This window comes from Cellulomonas sp. APG4 (assembly GCF_009996735.1).
Classification (GTDB): Bacteria; Actinomycetota; Actinomycetes; order Actinomycetales; family Cellulomonadaceae; genus Actinotalea.
Map to the genome: position 1 here is coordinate 131905 of NZ_JAACYI010000005.1, position 17844 is coordinate 149748.

A 17844-nucleotide genomic window follows, 5' to 3' on the forward strand; every position below is an offset into this window, starting at 1 on the left:
CGCCGAGGTCGCCGCCCGCGAGTGGCGACGTGGGCGCGACGTGACGACCTCGGCGCGCGATCGGATCGGATCGGGGACGCGGGCGCGGTCAGGGCCAGGGCCCGGTCGGAGGCACGGCACGGGCAGGGACACCGCTCAGTCAGGGACAGAGCATGGTCAGGGCAGGGCGCGGTCGATGCCGTCGACGAAGCCCTCGACGCCGTGGTCCACACGATCCGTCGCGGTCTCGACCTTCTGCGTGACGTCCTGCCCCAGCTCGGTCCGCGCGAACGCGTTGCTGCCGAGGCTCGTGAGCACCACCGCCGTGGCGATGCCGGCGATCCACCAGCCGCGGGACGCGCGCTGCGGGGTCACGCCCTGCGGCGCGGTGGCGGGAGCCAACGTCGACGGCGGGGTGGACGGTGTGGTCGGGTTCGGGTGCTCGGTGCTCATGGTGCTCTCCTCGGGTCGTCGGGCCGGAGCCCTGGTGGGCCTCTCCAGCCTCGCGAGGAGCCGACGGCGCCACGAGAGTGCCTGCGCGCGTCCTCCCGGTGGTGCTGCCACCACCGCTCTCAGGTGTTCACCTGCACGGTCACGCCGTCGGGCTCGGCACTGCCCAGCACGTCGCGGAACGTGCGGACGGCGAGCTGGGCCGCGAGGGTCAGCACGTCGTCGCCCGCGTCCGAACCCGTCCAGACGCGCGTGTAGGTGGGCACCCGCGCGTGCACCGGCGCTGACCATCCGAGCGCCAGGAGCGCGGCGTGCTCGGCGTCCGACCACGGGAACGTTCCGCCCACCTGCGGCCCGCCGACGCACTCGCAGTGCAGCGTGTCGTCAATCCGGAGCCACTGGACGTAGGCCCGGACCATCCCGCGGCGTTCGCCGACCAGCCCGCCCAGGCGCCGCCGTCGGGTCACCGCCTCGCGCGCCGGAGCCGCGTCGGCCACCGCCGACGTGCCCTCGGCGAGTCCACGCAGCGTCGCGGCCAGGCGCTCCTCGACCTCGTCCCATCCCATGCGCCCCATCCTCGCCCTCCTGCGCCAGCCCGGCCGGTCCGCCCACGCGGTCGACGTGACGGAGGGGACAGGCGGGGACCCTGTGGCGTCTCACGCACCTCATAGGACCCACACGTCGCGCGGACCGCGCCGGCGGACCGCCGAGCCGACGGCGATCGCCACGCTGCGCCCCCGCGGGGTGGGATGGGCGCAGCGGCGTCGGCCGAGCACAGCGGGGGTGTCGCCCGCGGCAGGGGTGTCGCCCGCTAGCGTGGCGGACGTGAGCATGCGCGAGATCGAGACAGGTCACGGGACGGCCCGCGCTCATGTGCACGTGCCCGACGGCGCCCCTCGGCTCGCCGTCATCCTCGGGCACGGCGCCGGCGGCAGCGTCGACGCGCCGGACCTGCTGGCCGTGACCGAGGAGGCGACCGCGCTGGGCGCCGTCGTCGTGCGGGTCGAGCAGCCCTACCGGGTGGCGGGCAAGAAGGCCGGGCCGCGACCACCCGCGCTCGACGAGGCCTGGCTCGAGGTGCTCGCCGCACTGCGGGCCGACGAGCTCGCGGGCCTGCCGCTGGTGCAGGGCGGACGGTCCGCAGGGGCGCGCGTCGCGTGCCGCACCGCGGGCGCCGCCGCGGCCGACGGCGTGCTGTGCCTCGCCTTCCCCACGCGCCCGCCGGGCCGCCCGGACGCACCGTCGCGCCAGGACGAGCTCGACGGCGCGGGCGTCCCGACGCTCGTGGTGCAGGGCGCGACCGACCCCTACGGCGTGCCCGACGGCGGCCCGCAGACCGAGGTGGTGGTGGTCCCGGGCGACCACTCGTTGCGCCGAGGCGTGGCGGACCTGCGGCCCGTGGTGCGCACGTGGCTCGCGGACCGCGTCCGGTGACGCGGCGGCCACGCGGTCGGGACGCCCACGACGGGGGCGTCGCGAGCATCGGTGCGCCACGGCCCGGCGACGCAGCACCTCCCGCAGCCGCTCCCGCGGGACAGGAGTCCCGCACGGCCGACACCTCCCGTGGCAGCGTGACGCCCATGGCCGCCGATCCCGCCTCGCTCTTCCCGGGCAAGTTCTTCATCAGCACCGCGCTCGAGGCGCTCGAGACCAAGACGACGATGTCCGGCGAGCTCGCGCGCCGCTACCTCCAGCGCGCCGCGATGGCGGGCATCCTCATCGGCGTCTTCTACGTGACGAACTACGCCGTGGTCGCGGCCTTCGACGCGGTCGAGGTGGGCGACACCACGCTGCGCACGCTGGGTCGGATCGCGGGCGCGCTCACGTTCGGCTGGGCGCTCGTGTTCATCTACTACACGAAGTCCGAGCTGCTCACGTCGAACATGATGATCGTCTCGATCGGCGCGTACCACCGGCGCACGAGCCTCGGGAAGGCGCTGCGCGTGCTCGGCCTCTGCTACGCGGGCAACCTGCTGGGCGGCGCGCTGGTCGCGGTGCTGCTGAAGTACTCGACCCTGGTCGACGGCGCGCCCGGCGAAGAGATGGCCGCGTCGGTCGAGCACAAGCTCGAGTACGTGAGCGCGGGCGCGGCCGGCTGGGGCGACCTGTTCGTGCGCGCGGTGCTGTGCAACTTCCTCATCAACCTCGCGATGCTGCTGGTCTACAACGGTCTGATCAAGGACGACCTCACGCGCAGCCTCGCGATGATCATGTCCGTCTTCGTCTTCGCGTTCCTGGGCCTCGAGCACTCGGTCGCGAACACCGTGCTGTTCGGGATCGTGGGCCTGCGCGACGGCATCGACGTGGGCCTGGCCGCGGGCAACGTGGGCATCGCGCTGCTCGGGAACTTCGTGGGCGGCGGCCTGCTGATCGGCTTCTACTACGCCTACGTCAACGACGACAAGGCGTACCTGCGCCGCCGCGGCGCGGGTGAGGGCAACCCCGGCGCCGGGACGGACCGCCCGGAGCTCTGACGGGCGCCGTCGTCGACCGGGAGGCCCGGGCCCGGGCCGACGACGGCGCGCTTCGTCAGCCCTCGCTCACGCGGATGACGACCTTGCCCCGGGTGTGCCCCTCGGCCACGAGCCGGTGCGCGTCCGCGGTGTGCTCGAGGTCGAACACCTGCTGGATCTCGACCCGCACCGCACCCTCGTCAACCAGGGCCGCGAGCGCGGTCAGGTCGGCGGTGCTGGGCCGCACCCACGGGTAGAACCCGCCCACCTCGCCCACCTGCGGGTCGGCGATCGACGCGACGCGCACGGCGTCCTTGGCCACCTCGGGCGTGCTGCGCACCGCGCCGCCGCCCACGAGGTCGAGCACCACGTCGACGCCGTCGGGCGCGAGCTCGTGCACGGCCGCGACCATGCCGTCGCCGTAGGGGACGGGCTCGCCGCCCAGGTCGCGCACGTAGTCGTGCCGCGCGGGCGACGCGGTGCCGATGACGCGCGCGCCGAGGGCCCGGGCGATCTGCACCGCGAACGAGCCCACACCGCCGGCCGCGTTGTGGATCAGCACGGTGTCGCCCTCGCCCACCTCGAGGCGGCGCAGCGACTGGTGGGCGGTCAGGCCCGCGAGCGGCAGGGCCGCGGCCTCTTCGAACGACGCCGTCGTCGGCTTGCGCGCGAGGGTGCGCACCGGGGCCGCGACGAGCTCGGCCGTGGTGCCGCCGTGCAGCACGTCGGTCCGCACGTAGCCGTAGACCTCGTCCCCCACCTGGTACTCGGGGGTGTCGAGGCCCACCTGCTCGACCACGCCGGCCACGTCCCAGCCGGGCACGACGGGGAAGTAGGCGTCCATGAGCCCCTCGAGCTTGCCCTCGCGCACCAGGTAGTCGACCGGGTTGACCGACGTGGCGCGTACGCGCACCAGCACCGAGTCGGGCGGGACGGTGGGCGTGGGCTGCTCGGTGAGCTCGAGGACCTCGGGGCCGCCGAAGCGGGAGTACGTGATGGCTCGCATGTGGGCGGCAACGCGGCACGACGGCGGTTCTGTTCCACGCCTGTCGTTCGAACATGTGTTCGACTAGCCTTCGACCATGCCCGTGAGTGGCGCGACGATCCTGCACGCCGACCTCGACGCGTTCTACGCCTCGGTCGAGCAGCTGCTGGACCCTGCACTGCGCGGGCGGCCCATCGCGGTGGGCGGCGGGCCGGGCGGTGGCGTGGTGCTCGCGGCGTCGTACGAGGCCAAGGCGTTCGGGGTGCAGGGCGGCATGCCGGGGTGGCGCGCGGCCCGGCTGTGCCCCGAGCTCACGTTCGTGCGCGGGCACTTCCGCGAGTACCAGCGGCTCGGCGACGCCGCGATGGACGTGCTCGCCGACGTCACGCCGCTGGTCGAGCGCATCTCGATCGACGAGGCGTTCCTGGACGTCGCGGGGGCCACGCACCTGTTCGGGACGCCCGAGCACATCGCGCGGCACGTGCGCACCCGGGTGCGGGAGGAGATCGGGCTGCCCATCTCGGTGGGTGTCGCGCGCACCAAGCACCTGGCGAAGATCGCGTCGCAGGTCGCCAAGCCCGACGGGCTGGTAGTCGTCGCGCCCGGCACCGAGCGCGCGTTCCTCGACCCGCTGCCCGTCGGGCTGATCTGGGGCGTGGGGCCGGTGCACCAGGAACGCCTCGCCGCCCAGGGCATCACGACCATCGGCGAGCTCGCCGCGACGCCGTCGTCGGCGGTCGAGCGGCTGCTCGGCCACGCCGTCGGGCACAAGCTGCTCGCGATGGCGCACGACGAGGACCCGCGGCGCGTGGTCACCTCGCACCGCGCCCGCTCGGTGGGGGCGCAGTCCGCGCTCGGGCGCCGCTCCCCCGAACCCGAGCTGGTGCGTGCCGTGCTCGCGCACCTCGCCGACCGGGTGTCGCGGCGCCTGCGCGCGAAGGGCGTCGCCGGGCGCACGATCACGGTGCGGGTGCGCTTCGCCGGCATGCGCTCGGTGACGCGGGCGCGCACGCTCAGCCAGCCCGTCGCCGCGACGCTCACACTCACCGAGGTGGCCGAGCGTCTCGCGACCGGGGCGATCGACGAGGCCGGACGGCCCGAGATCACGCTGCTGGGCATCTCGGTCAGCAAGCTCGACCGGCAGCGCGCGCTGCAGCTCGAGCTCGAGCTGCCGCCACCCGACCCGTGGCGACCGGGCTCCCGCACCGGGGCGTCGCGGCGCGCCGTCGACGGCCAGATGGACGCGATCCGCGAGCGCTTCGGTACCGACGCCGTGGGGTACCTGCCTGCGCTGCTGCGCCGCGGCGCGGCGGTGCCCGACGAGTTCCGCGAGCTCGCCGAGCACGAGCTCGACGGCGGCGCACCTCCTGCACCTCGGGCGTCGTCGGGCACGCCCTGACAGCCGCCTGGCGTGCCCAGGATCACCCGCTCCTGGGCCCTTCGGCGGTCTCCGCCACCGTCCGCATCGTGGACAATGGAGGGGCCGGTGACCCCGGCCACGAACCACGCGAACCGCACCCCTGGAGCGCCCGATGAGCACCCTGACCGCCGACCACGCACGCCCCCGCACCGGCAGCACCCGCCCCGTGCGTGAGGTCTTCCGCTGGATCCGCGAGACCCCGGCCCCGGGCCTCGAGTCCCCCGCCCCGCGCAGCCGCGTCGCCGGCTACGTCGCCGGGAGCATGGCCCTGTGGACCGCGATCGGCGTCGGTGGCGCCGTGCTCGTCGTGCGCGCACTCGAGCTGATCCCGCCCGTCCTGGGCTGACGGGCCGGCCGGCAGACCCGGTCGCGCAGCATCGACGGTCGACCCGCCTGACACGGGTCGCCGAGGTGCTGACGCGGCCGCACCCTCCCGCGAGGTCGCCGCTCCACGCCGACGTCGCCGCTCGTGAGTGGCGACCTCGGCGCGGGGTGCTGACCTCGCGGCGTGCCCGGGCTCAGGTCGTGGGGAGCCAGACGCGCATCGTCGACGGGCCGCGGTTGGCCCAGTGGTGGTACGGGACCAGCGGGACCAGGCGCTGCTCGCTGCGTGCCGCGACGGCGCCCGCGCCCGGCTCGGTGCCGAACGGCCACGCCTCGGGCTCGGCGAGGTCCAGCACGGTGGCCGGGACCAGCACCTGGCCGTCGCGCTCCACGGGCGCACGATCCGTCGCGACCTGCACCGTGGCGACGTCCGCCCCCAGGTCCACGGACTCGAGGCACATGACCACCGGCCCGCGCTCGACGGCCACCTGACCGCGCACCGCGTCGACCCGCGGATCCGCCCACGTCCAGCGCGCCTCCACCGGCAGGTCGAGCACGACGACGTCGCCGCGCCGCAGCTCCCCGGACACGGTCGCGTACCCGGGGGCGACCTCGCGCGTCCCCTGCGCGTCGCTCAGCGTCGCGCCCGTGGCCCACGAGGGCACCCGCAGGCTCAAGCTCCACGCCGACGACGGCGCCTCGAGCACCGTGACCTGCACGTGCCCGTCGGCCGGGTACGCGGTGCGCACGTCGAGCACCACGTCCTCGCCCCCCACCTGGGCGCGGATGGTCGACGGCGCGTACTGGTGCACCTGCACGCCGTCGTCGTCGGTGGTCGCGACGTACGCGCCGAGCGAGGCGACCGTGCGCGTGACGTTGCTCGGGCAGCAGCTCACGGCGAACCACGGCGCGCGCAGGCTCGACGCGGCGCGCGGGCTCACCTCGTCGGGCTCGGGCACGCGGCCCGGCACCCGCTGGTGCAGCGTGTTCGTGTAGTAGAACCCGTGACCGTCCTGCGCGGGTGAGGTCGCGAGCACGTTGTAGAGCGTGCGCTCGACCGCGTCGGCGTGCCGCACGTCGCCGGTCGCGAGCAGCAGCCGCTGGTTGACCATGATCGAGCCGATGCCCGCGCAGGTCTCGGAGTAGGCGCGGTCCGGCGGCAGCTCGAAGTCCTGGCCGAACGACTCGCCCTCGTGGTGCGCGCCCATGCCGCCGGTCACGTACGTGCGGCGCGCGAGCGTCGCGAGGGTCTGTGCGGTGACGGCCTCGAGCAGCTCGTCGTCGGCATCCTCGACCGCGAGGTCGGCCGCCCCGGCCGCGAGGTAGAGCGCACGCACCGCGTGCCCCACCATGACCGGCGTCTCGCGCACCGGCGTCTCGTCCTGGAAGTACTGGGGGCCGAACTCGATCTCGCCCAGCACGCCGTGGCCGCGCCGCTCGACGAACAGCCGCGCCTGGTCCAGGTAGCGCTGCTCGCCCGTCACGCGGAACAGCTCGACCAGCGCGACCTCGATCTCGGGGTGCCCGCACACGCCCGGGTTGCCGTCGGGGCCGAACGTCGCGCACACGTGGTCGGCGGCCCGCACCGCGACCTGCACCAGCTCGTCGTCGTGCCCGGTGCGCGCCCGCGCGACGCCCGCCTGGATCAGGTGACCGAAGCAGTACAGCTCGTGGCCCCACTGCAGGTCGGAGTACCGCGGCTGCTGCCCCGGGCGGCCGAAGCGCGTGTTGACGTAGCCGTCGGGCTCCTGGGCGCGTGCGACCCGCGCCGCGAGACGCCGCAGCCGCGCGTCCATCGCGTCGTCACGCGTGCGCCCGTACTCCCACGCCATCGCCTCGAGCAGCTTGTAGATCTCGGAGTCGGAGAACTCGCGCCCACGCCGGTCCGCCGGCAGCCGCCCCTCGGCAGCGGCGTCGAAGTTGCCGGTCCAGCCGAGCCGCTCCATCCAGCCCTCGGCGTGCTCGATCATCGTGGTCGCGTTGAGCTGCTGGAGCTCGCCCCAGAACCCGCCGTCGATGCTCACCTGGTCGAGGCCGAGCGGGCGCAGCCGTCCGCGTGACGGGGCGACGGGAAGGCCGCGGGCGGCCGTGGTGCTGGCAGGCATGGGTGTCTCCTGGTCTGTCTCTTCCCGGACCGCCGACGACGGCGTGCCCGGGCGGGTGGGTGCGACGGTGCGGCGGGCGGTCACTTGACCGCGCCGACCGTGAGGCCGTCGCGCAGCAGGCGGTACGTCGCGGTGAACACGACGAGGATCGGGATGGACGTGAGCACGGCGAGCGCCATGAGGCCGGGCCAGTTGATGCCGAAGGCCGAGACCTGCTGGGCGAGCAGCGCGCTGAGCGGGTAGCTGCCGGGCGAGAGGAAGAAGTTCACGGCGTACAGGAACTCGCCCCAGGCCAGCAGGAAGATGAGCGTGCCGACCGTGAAGACGCCGTTGCGGGCGACGGGCAGCACGATCGACCAGAACGTGCGCAGCACCGAGGCGCCGTCGATCGAGCCGGCCTCCTCGAGCTGCGGCGGCACCGCGCGGAAGAACGGGCGCAGCAGCAGCGTCGCGAACGGGATGAGCAGCGCGGCGTCGGCCAGGATCACCCCGAACGTCGAGTCGAGCAGCCGCCAGCGCCCGAAGATCTGGAACAGCGGGATCACCGTGGCCGTCTGCGGCATCATCTGCAGCACGATGAGCAGGCCGAGGCCGAGCGAGGGCAGCCAGCCGCGCGTGCGCGCCAGGCCGTAGGCCGCGGGGATCGCGAGCAGCAGCACGAGCGCCGTCGTGCCCGTCGCGATGACCACCGACTGCCGCAGCGCCTCGAGCAACGCGCCGTCGAACGCCTCGACGTACGCCGTCGTCACGGGGCGGAAGAGGAACGAGGACTGCGTGCTGAACACGTCGGCCGAGCTCTTGAACGAGGTCAGCAGGATCCACAGGATCGGCACGCCGTACATGAGGGTGAGCAGCAGCTTGACCGCCACCACCACGGGACCCGAGCGCCGGTTCACGACTCGGCCTCCTCTCGACGGATGCTGCGCGCGTACACCACGGCGAGCACCAGGACCCCCACCACGGTGACCACCGAGGTGGCGGCGCCGAGGCCGAAGTCGTAGCGGACGAAGGCCTGCAGGTAGCCCAGGAACGGCAGCGTGTTGGTCGCCGTGCCGGGGCCGCCGTAGGTCATGACGTAGATGAAGTCGAAGCTGCGGAACCCGTAGACCAGGGTCAGCACGAGCAGCACGAGGGTCGTGGGCCGCACGGCCGGCAGCATGATGTGTCGCACCTCCTGCCACCGGTTCGCGCCGTCGAGCGCCGCGGCCTCGAAGGTCTCCGGCGGGATGTTCATGAGCGCCGCGCGGAACACGAGCGCGTTGAACGGGATCACGGCGAACGAGTTGACGAAGGCCACCGACATGAGCGCCCAGTACTGGTCGTAGAGGAACGGCACGGGTGCGTCGCGCAGCCCGGAGTCGAGCAGCAGGGTGTTGATCAGCCCGGCGTCACCGAGCAGGAACTTCCACACCGAGCCGTTGACCACGGGCGGCAGGGCCCAGACGAACACCATGAGCGCGAGCAGGAACCCCGACCACCGGCCGCGGGACCGCAGCGCGATCGCCGCGGCGAGGCCGAGCACCATGCCCAGCACGGTGACCACCAGCACGAACACGAGCGTGCGCTGGAGGGCCTCGGTGCTCTGGCCGGTCGCGAAGCCCTCGGCGAAGTTCTCGAACCCGACGAAGTCCCACGACTGGTTGAGCGTCGCCGAGGTCACGGCGCTCACGCTCATGCGCAGCAGCTGGATCAGCGGGAACAGGCTCAGCAGGCCCAGGAAGATCGCCGCGGGCAGCAGGAACAGCAGGCGCACCTGCCGGGGCCGACGGCGGCCCGTGCGTCCCGCCGGGTCCGTGCGGCGCGTGCGCACGGCCGCGGCGGCAGCGCCGACGGGTGCGGACTGCGTGGTCATGGGGGCGTCCTCACGCTCGGTGGGTCGAGGAGCGGGGCCCGGCGGCCGCCCGCAGGGGACGGGCGACCGCCGGACGTCTCACTGCGGCGCGAGCAGACCCTCGAGGGTCGCCACGGTGGCCTGCGCGGCGGCGCCGGCCTGCTGCTGACCACCGAGCACGGCGCTCCACGCCTGGCCCACGGTCAGCTGGACGTCGGCCACGGCGGCCGGCGGGATGTTCGGCGCGGGGTAGTTCGCGCCGTACTGCTCGATGCTGGCCGCGAACGGCTCGAGCAGCGGGTTGCTCGAGACGGCGTCGTCGCCCGCGGCGTCGGCGCGCGCGGGGATCGAGCCGACCTGCTCGACGGCCATGACCTGGCCCTCGGGGCTGTAGTACGTCGAGGCGAGGTACTCCCACGCGAGGTCGGGGTTCTCGGAGAACGCGCCGATGCCCTGGCCCTCACCGCCCAGGTACACCTGGCCGTCGTCGCCCAGCGGCAGGGGGACCACGCCGTACTCGAAGCCGGCGTCGGCCTCGGCCGCGCCCATCTGCCAGTTGCCGTTCTCGGCGAACGCGACGCCACCCGACGTGAACTGCTGGAACGGCACCGTCTGGTCCCAGGTCACGGCCTCCTGCGAGAGCCAGCCGTTCTCGACCCAGCCGCGCACGCGCGCCAGGCCGGCCTCGAGGGCACCGGCGTCGGGCTCCTCGTAGGTGAAGCCCTCGGCGCTCAGCCACGGGTAGGCCTGCCACTCACCCTGCGACTGCGGCAGGCCCGAGAGCGTGATGCCGTCGTGGCCCGCCTCGGCAGCGGCCGCCATGGCGTCCTCGAGCTCGTCGAGCGTCGTGGGCGGCTCGACCCCGATCTCCTCGAGGATCTCGGCGTTGTACCACAGGCCCAGCAGGTTGACGTAGCCCTGGACGGCGTAGGTGGTGCCGTCGATCTGGTGGATCACCGAGTCGGGGAACTCGCCCGCGTCGGCGTAGTCGGCCCAGTAGTCGTCCATCGGGGCGAGCGCGCCTCCGAGCGCGATGGTCGCGGCCTCGGCGCCGTTGAAGACGACGACGTCGGGCCCGGTCTGGGCACCGGCCGACGAGACGAGCTTCGAGTTCATCTGGTCGTAGGGGACGAAGACGTTCTCGACCGTCACGCCCTCGTGCTCGGACTCGAACTTCTCGGCGTAGGCGTCCATGAGCCCCACCTGGTTGTCCTCGCTGAAGTAGTGCCACACGGTGACGGTGCCCGAGAGCTCGCCGTCGGCCGCGTCGCCGTCGTCCGACGAGCCCGCCCCGGCCTCCTCGCCCGAGCTGCCGCACGCGGCGAGCGTCAGCGCACCCGCGGCGGCGATCGAGGTGAGGGCCAGCGCGCGGCGTCGCTGCCGGGCGCTCCTGGTTGTGAACATCTGCAGCTCCTTGCGATGGGCGAGGTCGTCACCGCCCCTGCGGGGGCCGTCCGTCCTCGTTGATGGAGATGTGCGTCCTGCTCGCGGGCCCCGCCCCCCGGTTCCGCGGGCCGCCGTCGTCGGCGCCTGCGGAAACCTTCCGAAACCCTTTTCGGGACGCTAGCATCGCTGTTGCGCTCGGTCAACGGGCTCTAGGATCGGTGCGGGCTTCGTCACGTGTTTGTGATGTTTCGGCCCGTTCACCGGACCGTGAGCCCACCGTCCGGGCCGACGACGGCACCAGGGAGGGGGCGCGTGACCACCACCGAGGAACCCGCGGCGTCGCGGCCCAAGGCGCCCACGCTGCGCGACGTCGCACGGCTCGCCGGGGTCTCCGTCGCCACGGCGTCCAAGGCGCTCAACGGGCGCGCCAACGTGCACCCCGACACGCGTCGCCGCGTGGTCGAGGCCGCCGAGCGCATCCAGTTCACGCCCAACTCGCTCGCCCAGGCGATCCTCGCGGGCCAGACGGGCACGGTCGGCCTGCTCACCAACGACCTCGAGGGTCGCTTCAGCCTGCCGATCCTCATGGGCGCCGAGGACGCGTTCGGGGCCGGCCAGATGTCGATCTTCCTGTGCGACGCGCGCGACGACGCGATCCGCGAGCAGTACCACCTGCGCGCCCTGCTGGGCCGGCGCGTCGACGGCCTGATCGTGGTGGGCAGCAACACCGACCCTCGGCCCAGCCTGGGACGCGACCTGCCGGTGCCCGTGGTCTACGCGTACGCGCCGTCGCAGGACGAGCGCGACTGCTCGGTGATCCCCGACAACGTCAACGCGGGCGTGCTCGCCGTCGAGCACCTGGTCGCGACGGGGCGACGTCGGATCGCCCACATCTCGGGCGACGTGCACTACTCGGCCGCACAGGACCGCGCGCTCGGCGCCGCGACCGCCCTGGCCGCCGCCGGCCTCGAGCCGCTCGGGCCCGTGCGCTACGGCAGCTGGACCGAGGCGTGGGGGCGCGCGGCGACGCACCGCGTGCTCGACGAGACACCCGACGTGGACGCCCTGCTGTGCGCGAGCGACCAGATCGCCCGTGGCGCGCTCGACACGCTGCGCGACCGCGGCGTGCACGTGCCCGAGCAGGTCGCCGTCATGGGCTTCGACAACTGGGAGACCATGACCGCAGGCGCGCGACCCCAGCTCACGAGCATCGACATGAACTTCGAGATGCTCGGGCGCCGTGCCGCGCAGCGCCTGGTCGAGGCGATCGGCGGCGAGGCGGCCCACGGCGTCGAGACCATGCCCGTCCGCATCCAGGTGCGCGGCTCGACCATCCCCGACACCTGACGCCCCCGTCCACCGTTCAGCGCAGCGGGTACCAGCGGGCGCCGTAGCGGCGGGTGACGCGGCTCGCCTCGACGTCGACGAGCTCCTGGACGCGGTCGACGACGGCGCGCCCGACGGTCGAGGCGGTCAGGTCGTCGAGCGCCTCGTACCGCACCGTCAGGCGCGGCACCGCGCGGACCACCTCGACGTCACTCGCCTCGACGGTGGTGTGCTCACGCGCGGCGTCGGCAGCGGCGGGGAGCACGGTCGCGGGATCCACCCCGGCCCGCATCATCCCCACGACCATCCGGACGCGGTACGACGGCACCCGCGGATGCTAGCCCGCCCACCCTCACCGCAACCTCGTCACCCCGCACGCGAGATCGTCGGCCAGACCCACCGAGCTCGGCGCCGGACCCATGATCTCGGCGGGCACGGAGGCCGGGACGGGGCGGGCGACGCGGGGTGGGAGCTGGGCCAGGAGGATGCTCGCGAGCGCGACCGCGACGCCCACCAGCTGGAGCGGCGTCAGGGCCTGGCCCAGCACGAGCCAGCCGACGGTCGCCGCGACGAGCGGCGAGACCAGCCCCAGGAAGCTCACGTTCTCGGCCGGAAGCAGCTGGATGCCGCGCAGCCAGAGCGTGTACGCGAGCGCCGTGCCCACGGCACCCAGGTACGCGAAGCCCGCGAGGTTCGCCGTCGTGAGGGCCGGGGGCGGCCCCTCGACGAGCAGCGTCAGCGGGACGAGCACGAGCCCGCCCGCGGCGAGCTGCCAGCCGGTGAACGCGAGCAGCGGCACGGGCCTGCCCCACCGCTTGGTCAGCACGATCCCGGCGGCGCTCGACGTCGTCGCGGCCACGCCCGCGAGCACGCCGACGAGGTCGAGCCGGGCCGTCGCCCCCAGCACCACGAGGGCGACGCCCGCGGCCCCCGCGACACCGAGCACGAGCGAGGTGAGCCGCAGACGGGCCCCGAGCAGGGGGACGCTCAACGCCGCGACCACGAGCGGGCCGACGGCCCCCAGCACCGCCGCGACCCCGCCGGGCAGCCGGTACGCCGAGACGAAGAGCAGCGCGAAGAACGCTCCGATGTTGAGCACGCCCAGCACGGCGGCCTTCCACCACCACTCGCCGCGCGGCAGGCGTCGCATCACGGCCGTGAGCAGCAGCCCCGCCGGCAGGGCGCGCAGCGTCGCGGCCAGGAGCGGACGGTCGGGCGGGAGCAGCTCGGTCGTCACCAGGAAGGTGGTCCCCCACGCCATCGGCGCGACGGCGGTCACCGCCACCAGGCCCCATCGTGCGCCCATGCCCACCCCCCAGATCGCTTACCACTAAGATACTTGCCATCTAGCGTTTGGCAAGTATCTCGCCGGTTGTACGCTGCCGGCATGGGCGACAGCGTCGACGCGATCGTGGAGCAGTGGGCCACCGAGCGGCCGGACCTCGAGACCTCGGCCATGGAGCTGTTCGGCCGCATCTACCGCCTCTCCCGGCTCAGCGGCGACGCGATGGAGCGCACCTACGGCCGCTTCGGCCTCACGCGCGGTGACTTCGACGTGCTCGCGACGCTGCGCCGCTCGGGCCCGCCGTTCCGCCTCTCCCCGAGCAGGCTCGCGGACAGCCTCATGCTCACCACCGGCGGCATGACCGGCCGGCTCGACCGGCTCGAACGCGCAGGTCACGTGCGTCGCGAGCCCGACCCGGGCGACCGGCGCTCCCTGCTCGTGAGCCTCACGGACGCGGGTCGCACGCTCGTCGACGAGGCCGTCGCGGCCGGGCTGGCCGTGCAGCACGACATGCTCGCCGACCTGACGCCCGCCCAGGCCGGCGCGCTGCGTGACGCGCTGCGCGACGCCCTCGCCTCGGTCGAGGCGCACGCGCCGCGCTGAGCGCCAGCGGACGACGGCGTGCGTCCGACGGCGCCCCATCCCCCGCACGCCGCGTCCGATGGCGCCCCGTCCCGCGCACGCCGCGTCCGATGGCGCCCCGTCCCGCGCACGCGACGTCCGGCGCCGCGCGCGGCGGCCTGCCTCCCCCGCGCGCCGTCCGCCCGGGCTCCGTGCGAGCATCGTGCGCATGAGTCGACGCGAGATCACCCGCGCGGACGAGCGCGCCGTCGCCCCGGGCGGGCCGCGCGAGGACGAGCCGCGGGTCGAGGAGATCACCGGCATCCGGTTCATCGACGCGGCGTTCGACAAGGCCGTGCAGATCCCGTCCGCCGTGGTCCACGCGCACGTCGAGCGGCTGCGGCGGCGCAACCCGCACGCGAGCCCGGCGCAGATCGTGCAGATCCTCGAGAAGCAGTACCTGCTCGCCGTCTCGGCCTCGGGTGGGGCCGTGGGTGCCGCGGCAGCGACGCCCGCGATCGGCACGGGCGTGGGGGTCGCGCTCACCACGAGCGAGGTCGCGACGTTCTTCGCGGCGTCGTCGGCGTTCGCGCTCGCCGTCGCGGACGTGCACGGCATCGGGATCGAGGAGACGGCCCGACGGCGCACGCTGCTGCTCGCGACCGTGCTCGGTGACCAGGGCGCGAAGACGGTCGGCGCCGAGACGGGCCTGGGCACGAAGGCGTGGGCGCGCACGCTCCTGGTCAACATGCCGACGAGCACCATCAAGCGCGTCAACACCGCCCTGACCCGTCGCCTCGTGCGGCGCCAGGCGGCCAAGCAGGGCGCGCTCGCGTTCGGCCGACTCGCGCCCTTCGGCATCGGCGCGGTGATCGGGGCCACGGGGGCGCGCGCGCTCGGCAAGACGGTCGTCGACGGCGCACGCCGTGCCTTCGGCCCGCCTCCCCCGCACTTCACGCAGACCATCGCGCTCGCCGTCACGAGGGCCGACGACGCCGCGCCCGTGCGTCAGGTCACGCCGCGCGCCGACGCCGCGGCACCCCCGTCCCCGCCATCGGCCCCCTCCGACTGGCCCACCCCCGGCTGACGGCGGACCTCGGGTCAGGTCACCAGCGGGTGTGGACGTGCTCGCGGATGCGCTCGTCGTAGATGCGCTCGAGGGCGGCCAGCGTGTCGCCGTCCAGCGGCGCGAGGCCGGCCGCGGCCGAGTTGGCGCGCGCCTGCTCGGGTCGGCTGGCACCCGGGATCACGGTGGTCACGCCGGGCTGGTCGATGATCCAGCGCAGCGCGAGCTGGGCCGTGGTCGCACCCTCGGGGGTGAGCCCGGCGACCTCGCGGGCCGCAGCCACGCCGACGTCGAAGGGCACGCCCGCGAACGTCTCGCCCACGTCGAACGCCTCGCCGCCGCGGTTGAACGTGCGGTGGTCGTTCGCGGCGAACGTCGTCGACTCGTCGTACTTGCCCGAGAGCAGGCCGCTCGCGAGCGGCACACGCGCGATGATCCCCACGCCGGCCTCGGCCGCCGCCGGCAGCACCTGCTCGAGTGGCTTGCGCCGGAAGACGTTCAGGATGATCTGCACGCTCGCGACGTTCGGCCGCGCGATCGCGGTGAGCGCCTCGTCCACGGTCTCGACCGAGACGCCGTAGGCGGCGATGCGGCCCTCGTCGACCATCGTGTCGAGCGCGTCGTAGACGGCGTCGCTGCTGAACACGGGCGTGGGCGGGCAGTGCAGCTGCACCAGGTCGAGCGTGTCGACGCCCAGGTTCTCGCGCGACCGGTCGTTCCACGCGCGGAACTGGTCGAGCGTGAACGCCTCGGGCACGTGCGGGTTCGCGCGGCGGCCCATCTTGGTCGCGACCGTGAGCCCCGCGTCGGGCCCGCGCTGCGCGAGCAGCCGGCCCACGAGGCGCTCGCTGCGCCCGTCGCCGTACACGTCGGCGGTGTCGAGGAACGTCACCCCCGAGTCGACCGCCGCGTCGAGGATCGCCATCGCCTGCTCCTCGGCGACGTCACCCCAGTCCGCACCCAGCTGCCAGCACCCCAGCCCGACCACACTCACCGGGCGACCAGTGCGCCCCAGAACCCGCGTCTCCATGCCCCCGACGCTACCCCGCCCGCACGCCCTCCAGGACCAGACCGGCGCGCCGACGACGGCGTGCGCGGCTAGCGTGGGACCCGCCCCCAGGAGGTCCCGTGCCTGACGAGTTCGTCGCCCGGCCGGTGCGTGCGGCGCGCACCGTGCGCGTGCCCGCGGCCGTCGCCTGGGCCGCCGCGACCGACGTCCGTCGGCACGCAGCGTGGATCCCGCTGACCCGCATCGACGCACCGGCGCACCTCCAGACCGGCGCGTCCTTCACCGCCGTCAGCGGCCCCGGCGCGACGCGGGGCCTGCCCGGCCTGGCCGACACCATGGTCGTGGAGAGCCTCGACCCGCCCGACGACGATGCCCGGCGCACCGGCGTGGCCGTGTTCCGCAAGACCGGACCGCTGTTGCTCGGCACCGCCGAGGTGCACGTGCGGCCGCTCGGGGCCCAGCTGTGCCAGGTCACGTGGGTCGAGCGGGTGCACGTGCGCGGGCCGCGGGCGCTGCGGCTGTGGTCGGCAGCGAGCGCGAGGCTCGTCGGGCCGGTGCTGCGGCTCATGGTCGGCCTCGCGCTGCGTCGCATGGCCGCAGAGCTCGAGGCCTGAGCCCGCGGCCCGACCGCACGCGAGCTCCGCCGTCGTCGTCGCCGCCCGTGCCGCGCCCACCCGCCGCACACCGCACTCCCCGGCACTCCCCGCACTCCCCGCACCCCCCCCGCAACGATCTGCCGCAGACGAGGCCCTGCGCGCAACGATCGTGACCGCGACGCGCACCGTTGCGACATCCCCCTGACACACGGGCCCACCTACCCTCGAACCACCGCTACGACAGGAGGCCATGTGCGCGTCTCGACCCCCCGCCGCTACCTGATGTGCCGACCCACGCACTTCGAGGTCAGCTACGAGATCAACCCCTGGATGGACGTCACCCGCGAGACCGACAACGCGCGCGCCGTCCGCCAGTGGGAGACCCTGCGCGACACCTACCTCGCCTGGGGCCACACGGTCGAGCTCATCGACCCCCTGCCGGGCCTGCCCGACATGGTCTACGCGGCCAACGGCGCGACCGTCGTCGACGGCCTCGTCTACTCGGCGCGCTTCCGCTACCCCGAGCGCGGCGCCGAGGGCCCGGCCTACCAGAAGTGGTTCGCCGACGCGGGCTTCGTGACGCACACCGCGGCGGAGGTCAACGAGGGCGAGGGCGACATCCTGCTCGTAGGCGACACCTTCCTGGGCGGCACGGGCTTCCGCACCGACCGCGAGGCCCATGCCGAGCTCGCGCGCCTCACCGGCCGCGAGGTGATCACGCTCGAGCTCGTGGACCCGCGGTTCTACCACCTCGACACGGCCCTCGCGGTGATCGACAGCGACCCCGCCCACCCGCTCGTCGCGTACTTCCCGCCCGCGTTCTCGCCCGCCTCGCAGCGCGTCCTCGCCGAGCGCTACCCCGACGCGATCCTCGCGACCGAGGCCGACGCCGTCGCGCTCGGCCTCAACGCGGTCAGCGACGGACGCCGCGTCGTCGTCGCCCCCGCCGCCGTGGACCTCGCGCGCGAGCTCGCCGAGCGCGGGTTCGAGCCCCACCCGGTCGACACGACCGAGCTGCTCAAGGGCGGCGGCGGGGCCAAGTGCTGCACCCTCGAGATCCGGGCCTGA

At 74.2% G+C, this 17844-nt stretch carries 19 protein-coding genes; 9 read left to right on the plus strand and 10 right to left on the minus strand.

From position 1 onward, the window contains the following. Positions 1-156 precede the first annotated feature (156 nt). Together GXB85_RS06130 and GXB85_RS06135 are read right to left on the minus strand one after the other, a co-directional pair. Complete coding sequence (locus GXB85_RS06130; RefSeq protein ID WP_161916755.1) at positions 157-432, minus strand: hypothetical protein; 276 nt, start codon at positions 430-432, stop codon at positions 157-159. A gap of 119 nt (positions 433-551) precedes the next feature. Beyond that, the gene (locus tag GXB85_RS06135; protein ID WP_161916756.1) at positions 552-995 is read right to left on the minus strand and encodes a hypothetical protein; all 444 of its coding nucleotides are present in this window, start codon (positions 993-995) and stop codon (positions 552-554) included. 265 nt (positions 996-1260) lie between these two features. On the opposite strand from GXB85_RS06135, the gene GXB85_RS06140 reads away from it, so the two are divergent. Together GXB85_RS06140 and GXB85_RS06145 are read left to right on the plus strand one after the other, a co-directional pair. Then, positions 1261-1863 (plus strand): alpha/beta family hydrolase, encoded by a 603-nt coding sequence (locus tag GXB85_RS06140; protein ID WP_370524038.1) that lies wholly within the window; start codon positions 1261-1263, stop codon positions 1861-1863. Between the two features lie 146 nt (positions 1864-2009). Continuing rightward, positions 2010-2903, plus strand: coding sequence for a formate/nitrite transporter family protein (locus GXB85_RS06145; protein WP_161916758.1), 894 nt, complete (start codon positions 2010-2012; stop codon positions 2901-2903). Between the two features lie 55 nt (positions 2904-2958). On the opposite strand, the gene GXB85_RS06150 is transcribed toward GXB85_RS06145, so the two are convergent. After that, on the minus strand, positions 2959-3888 hold the full coding sequence (locus GXB85_RS06150) for an NADP-dependent oxidoreductase (RefSeq protein WP_161916759.1): 930 nt from the start codon (positions 3886-3888) through the stop codon (positions 2959-2961). 76 nt (positions 3889-3964) lie between these two features. Here GXB85_RS06150 and dinB point away from each other — a divergent pair, with 76 nt between their 5' ends. Both dinB and GXB85_RS06160 read left to right on the plus strand, forming a co-directional pair. Then, positions 3965-5266, plus strand: a complete 1302-nt coding sequence (dinB, locus tag GXB85_RS06155) for a DNA polymerase IV (RefSeq protein ID WP_161916760.1) — start codon at positions 3965-3967, stop codon at positions 5264-5266. Positions 5267-5399: 133 nt separating this feature from the next. Then, a complete protein-coding gene (locus tag GXB85_RS06160; RefSeq protein ID WP_161916761.1) occupies positions 5400-5633 on the plus strand; it encodes a hypothetical protein in 234 nt (77 codons plus the stop codon). Between the two features lie 172 nt (positions 5634-5805). On the opposite strand, the gene GXB85_RS06165 is transcribed toward GXB85_RS06160, so the two are convergent. The 4 genes from GXB85_RS06165 to GXB85_RS06180 form a co-directional block, all read right to left on the minus strand. After that, positions 5806-7716: a glycoside hydrolase family 127 protein gene (locus GXB85_RS06165; protein WP_161916762.1), complete on the minus strand. Its 1911-nt coding sequence runs from the start codon at positions 7714-7716 to the stop codon at positions 5806-5808. 80 nt (positions 7717-7796) lie between these two features. Next, positions 7797-8612 carry a carbohydrate ABC transporter permease gene (locus GXB85_RS06170; protein ID WP_161916763.1) on the minus strand — a complete coding sequence of 272 codons (816 nt, stop codon included), beginning with the start codon at positions 8610-8612 and terminating at the stop codon, positions 7797-7799. Further along, positions 8609-9568 (minus strand): carbohydrate ABC transporter permease, encoded by a 960-nt coding sequence (locus GXB85_RS06175; RefSeq protein WP_161916764.1) that lies wholly within the window; start codon positions 9566-9568, stop codon positions 8609-8611. Before GXB85_RS06175 ends, GXB85_RS06170 begins: the two co-directional genes overlap by 4 nt. Before the next feature lie 78 nt (positions 9569-9646). Beyond that, positions 9647-10951, minus strand: coding sequence for an extracellular solute-binding protein (locus tag GXB85_RS06180; RefSeq protein WP_161916765.1), 1305 nt, complete (start codon positions 10949-10951; stop codon positions 9647-9649). A 294-nt stretch (positions 10952-11245) separates the two neighbouring features. Here GXB85_RS06180 and GXB85_RS06185 point away from each other — a divergent pair, with 294 nt between their 5' ends. Further along, a complete protein-coding gene (locus GXB85_RS06185) occupies positions 11246-12280 on the plus strand; it encodes a LacI family DNA-binding transcriptional regulator (RefSeq protein WP_370524033.1) in 1035 nt (344 codons plus the stop codon). Between the two features lie 16 nt (positions 12281-12296). Here GXB85_RS06185 and GXB85_RS06190 read toward each other — a convergent pair whose 3' ends face one another. Both GXB85_RS06190 and GXB85_RS06195 read right to left on the minus strand, forming a co-directional pair. Beyond that, complete coding sequence (locus GXB85_RS06190) at positions 12297-12587, minus strand: hypothetical protein (protein ID WP_161916767.1); 291 nt, start codon at positions 12585-12587, stop codon at positions 12297-12299. A 24-nt stretch (positions 12588-12611) separates the two neighbouring features. Continuing rightward, positions 12612-13565 carry an EamA family transporter gene (locus GXB85_RS06195; protein ID WP_161916768.1) on the minus strand — a complete coding sequence of 318 codons (954 nt, stop codon included), beginning with the start codon at positions 13563-13565 and terminating at the stop codon, positions 12612-12614. 81 nt (positions 13566-13646) lie between these two features. Between GXB85_RS06195 and GXB85_RS06200 the strand changes: the two genes are divergently transcribed. Next, positions 13647-14147 (plus strand): MarR family winged helix-turn-helix transcriptional regulator, encoded by a 501-nt coding sequence (locus tag GXB85_RS06200; protein ID WP_161916769.1) that lies wholly within the window; start codon positions 13647-13649, stop codon positions 14145-14147. 187 nt (positions 14148-14334) lie between these two features. After that, positions 14335-15192, plus strand: a complete 858-nt coding sequence (locus tag GXB85_RS06205; RefSeq protein WP_161916770.1) for a hypothetical protein — start codon at positions 14335-14337, stop codon at positions 15190-15192. A gap of 19 nt (positions 15193-15211) precedes the next feature. On the opposite strand, the gene GXB85_RS06210 is transcribed toward GXB85_RS06205, so the two are convergent. Then, complete coding sequence (locus GXB85_RS06210; protein ID WP_161916771.1) at positions 15212-16201, minus strand: aldo/keto reductase; 990 nt, start codon at positions 16199-16201, stop codon at positions 15212-15214. A gap of 98 nt (positions 16202-16299) precedes the next feature. On the opposite strand from GXB85_RS06210, the gene GXB85_RS06215 reads away from it, so the two are divergent. Together GXB85_RS06215 and ddaH are read left to right on the plus strand one after the other, a co-directional pair. Then, positions 16300-16794 (plus strand): SRPBCC family protein, encoded by a 495-nt coding sequence (locus tag GXB85_RS06215; protein ID WP_161916772.1) that lies wholly within the window; start codon positions 16300-16302, stop codon positions 16792-16794. Positions 16795-17058: 264 nt separating this feature from the next. After that, a complete protein-coding gene (gene ddaH / locus GXB85_RS06220) occupies positions 17059-17844 on the plus strand; it encodes a dimethylargininase (protein WP_161916795.1) in 786 nt (261 codons plus the stop codon).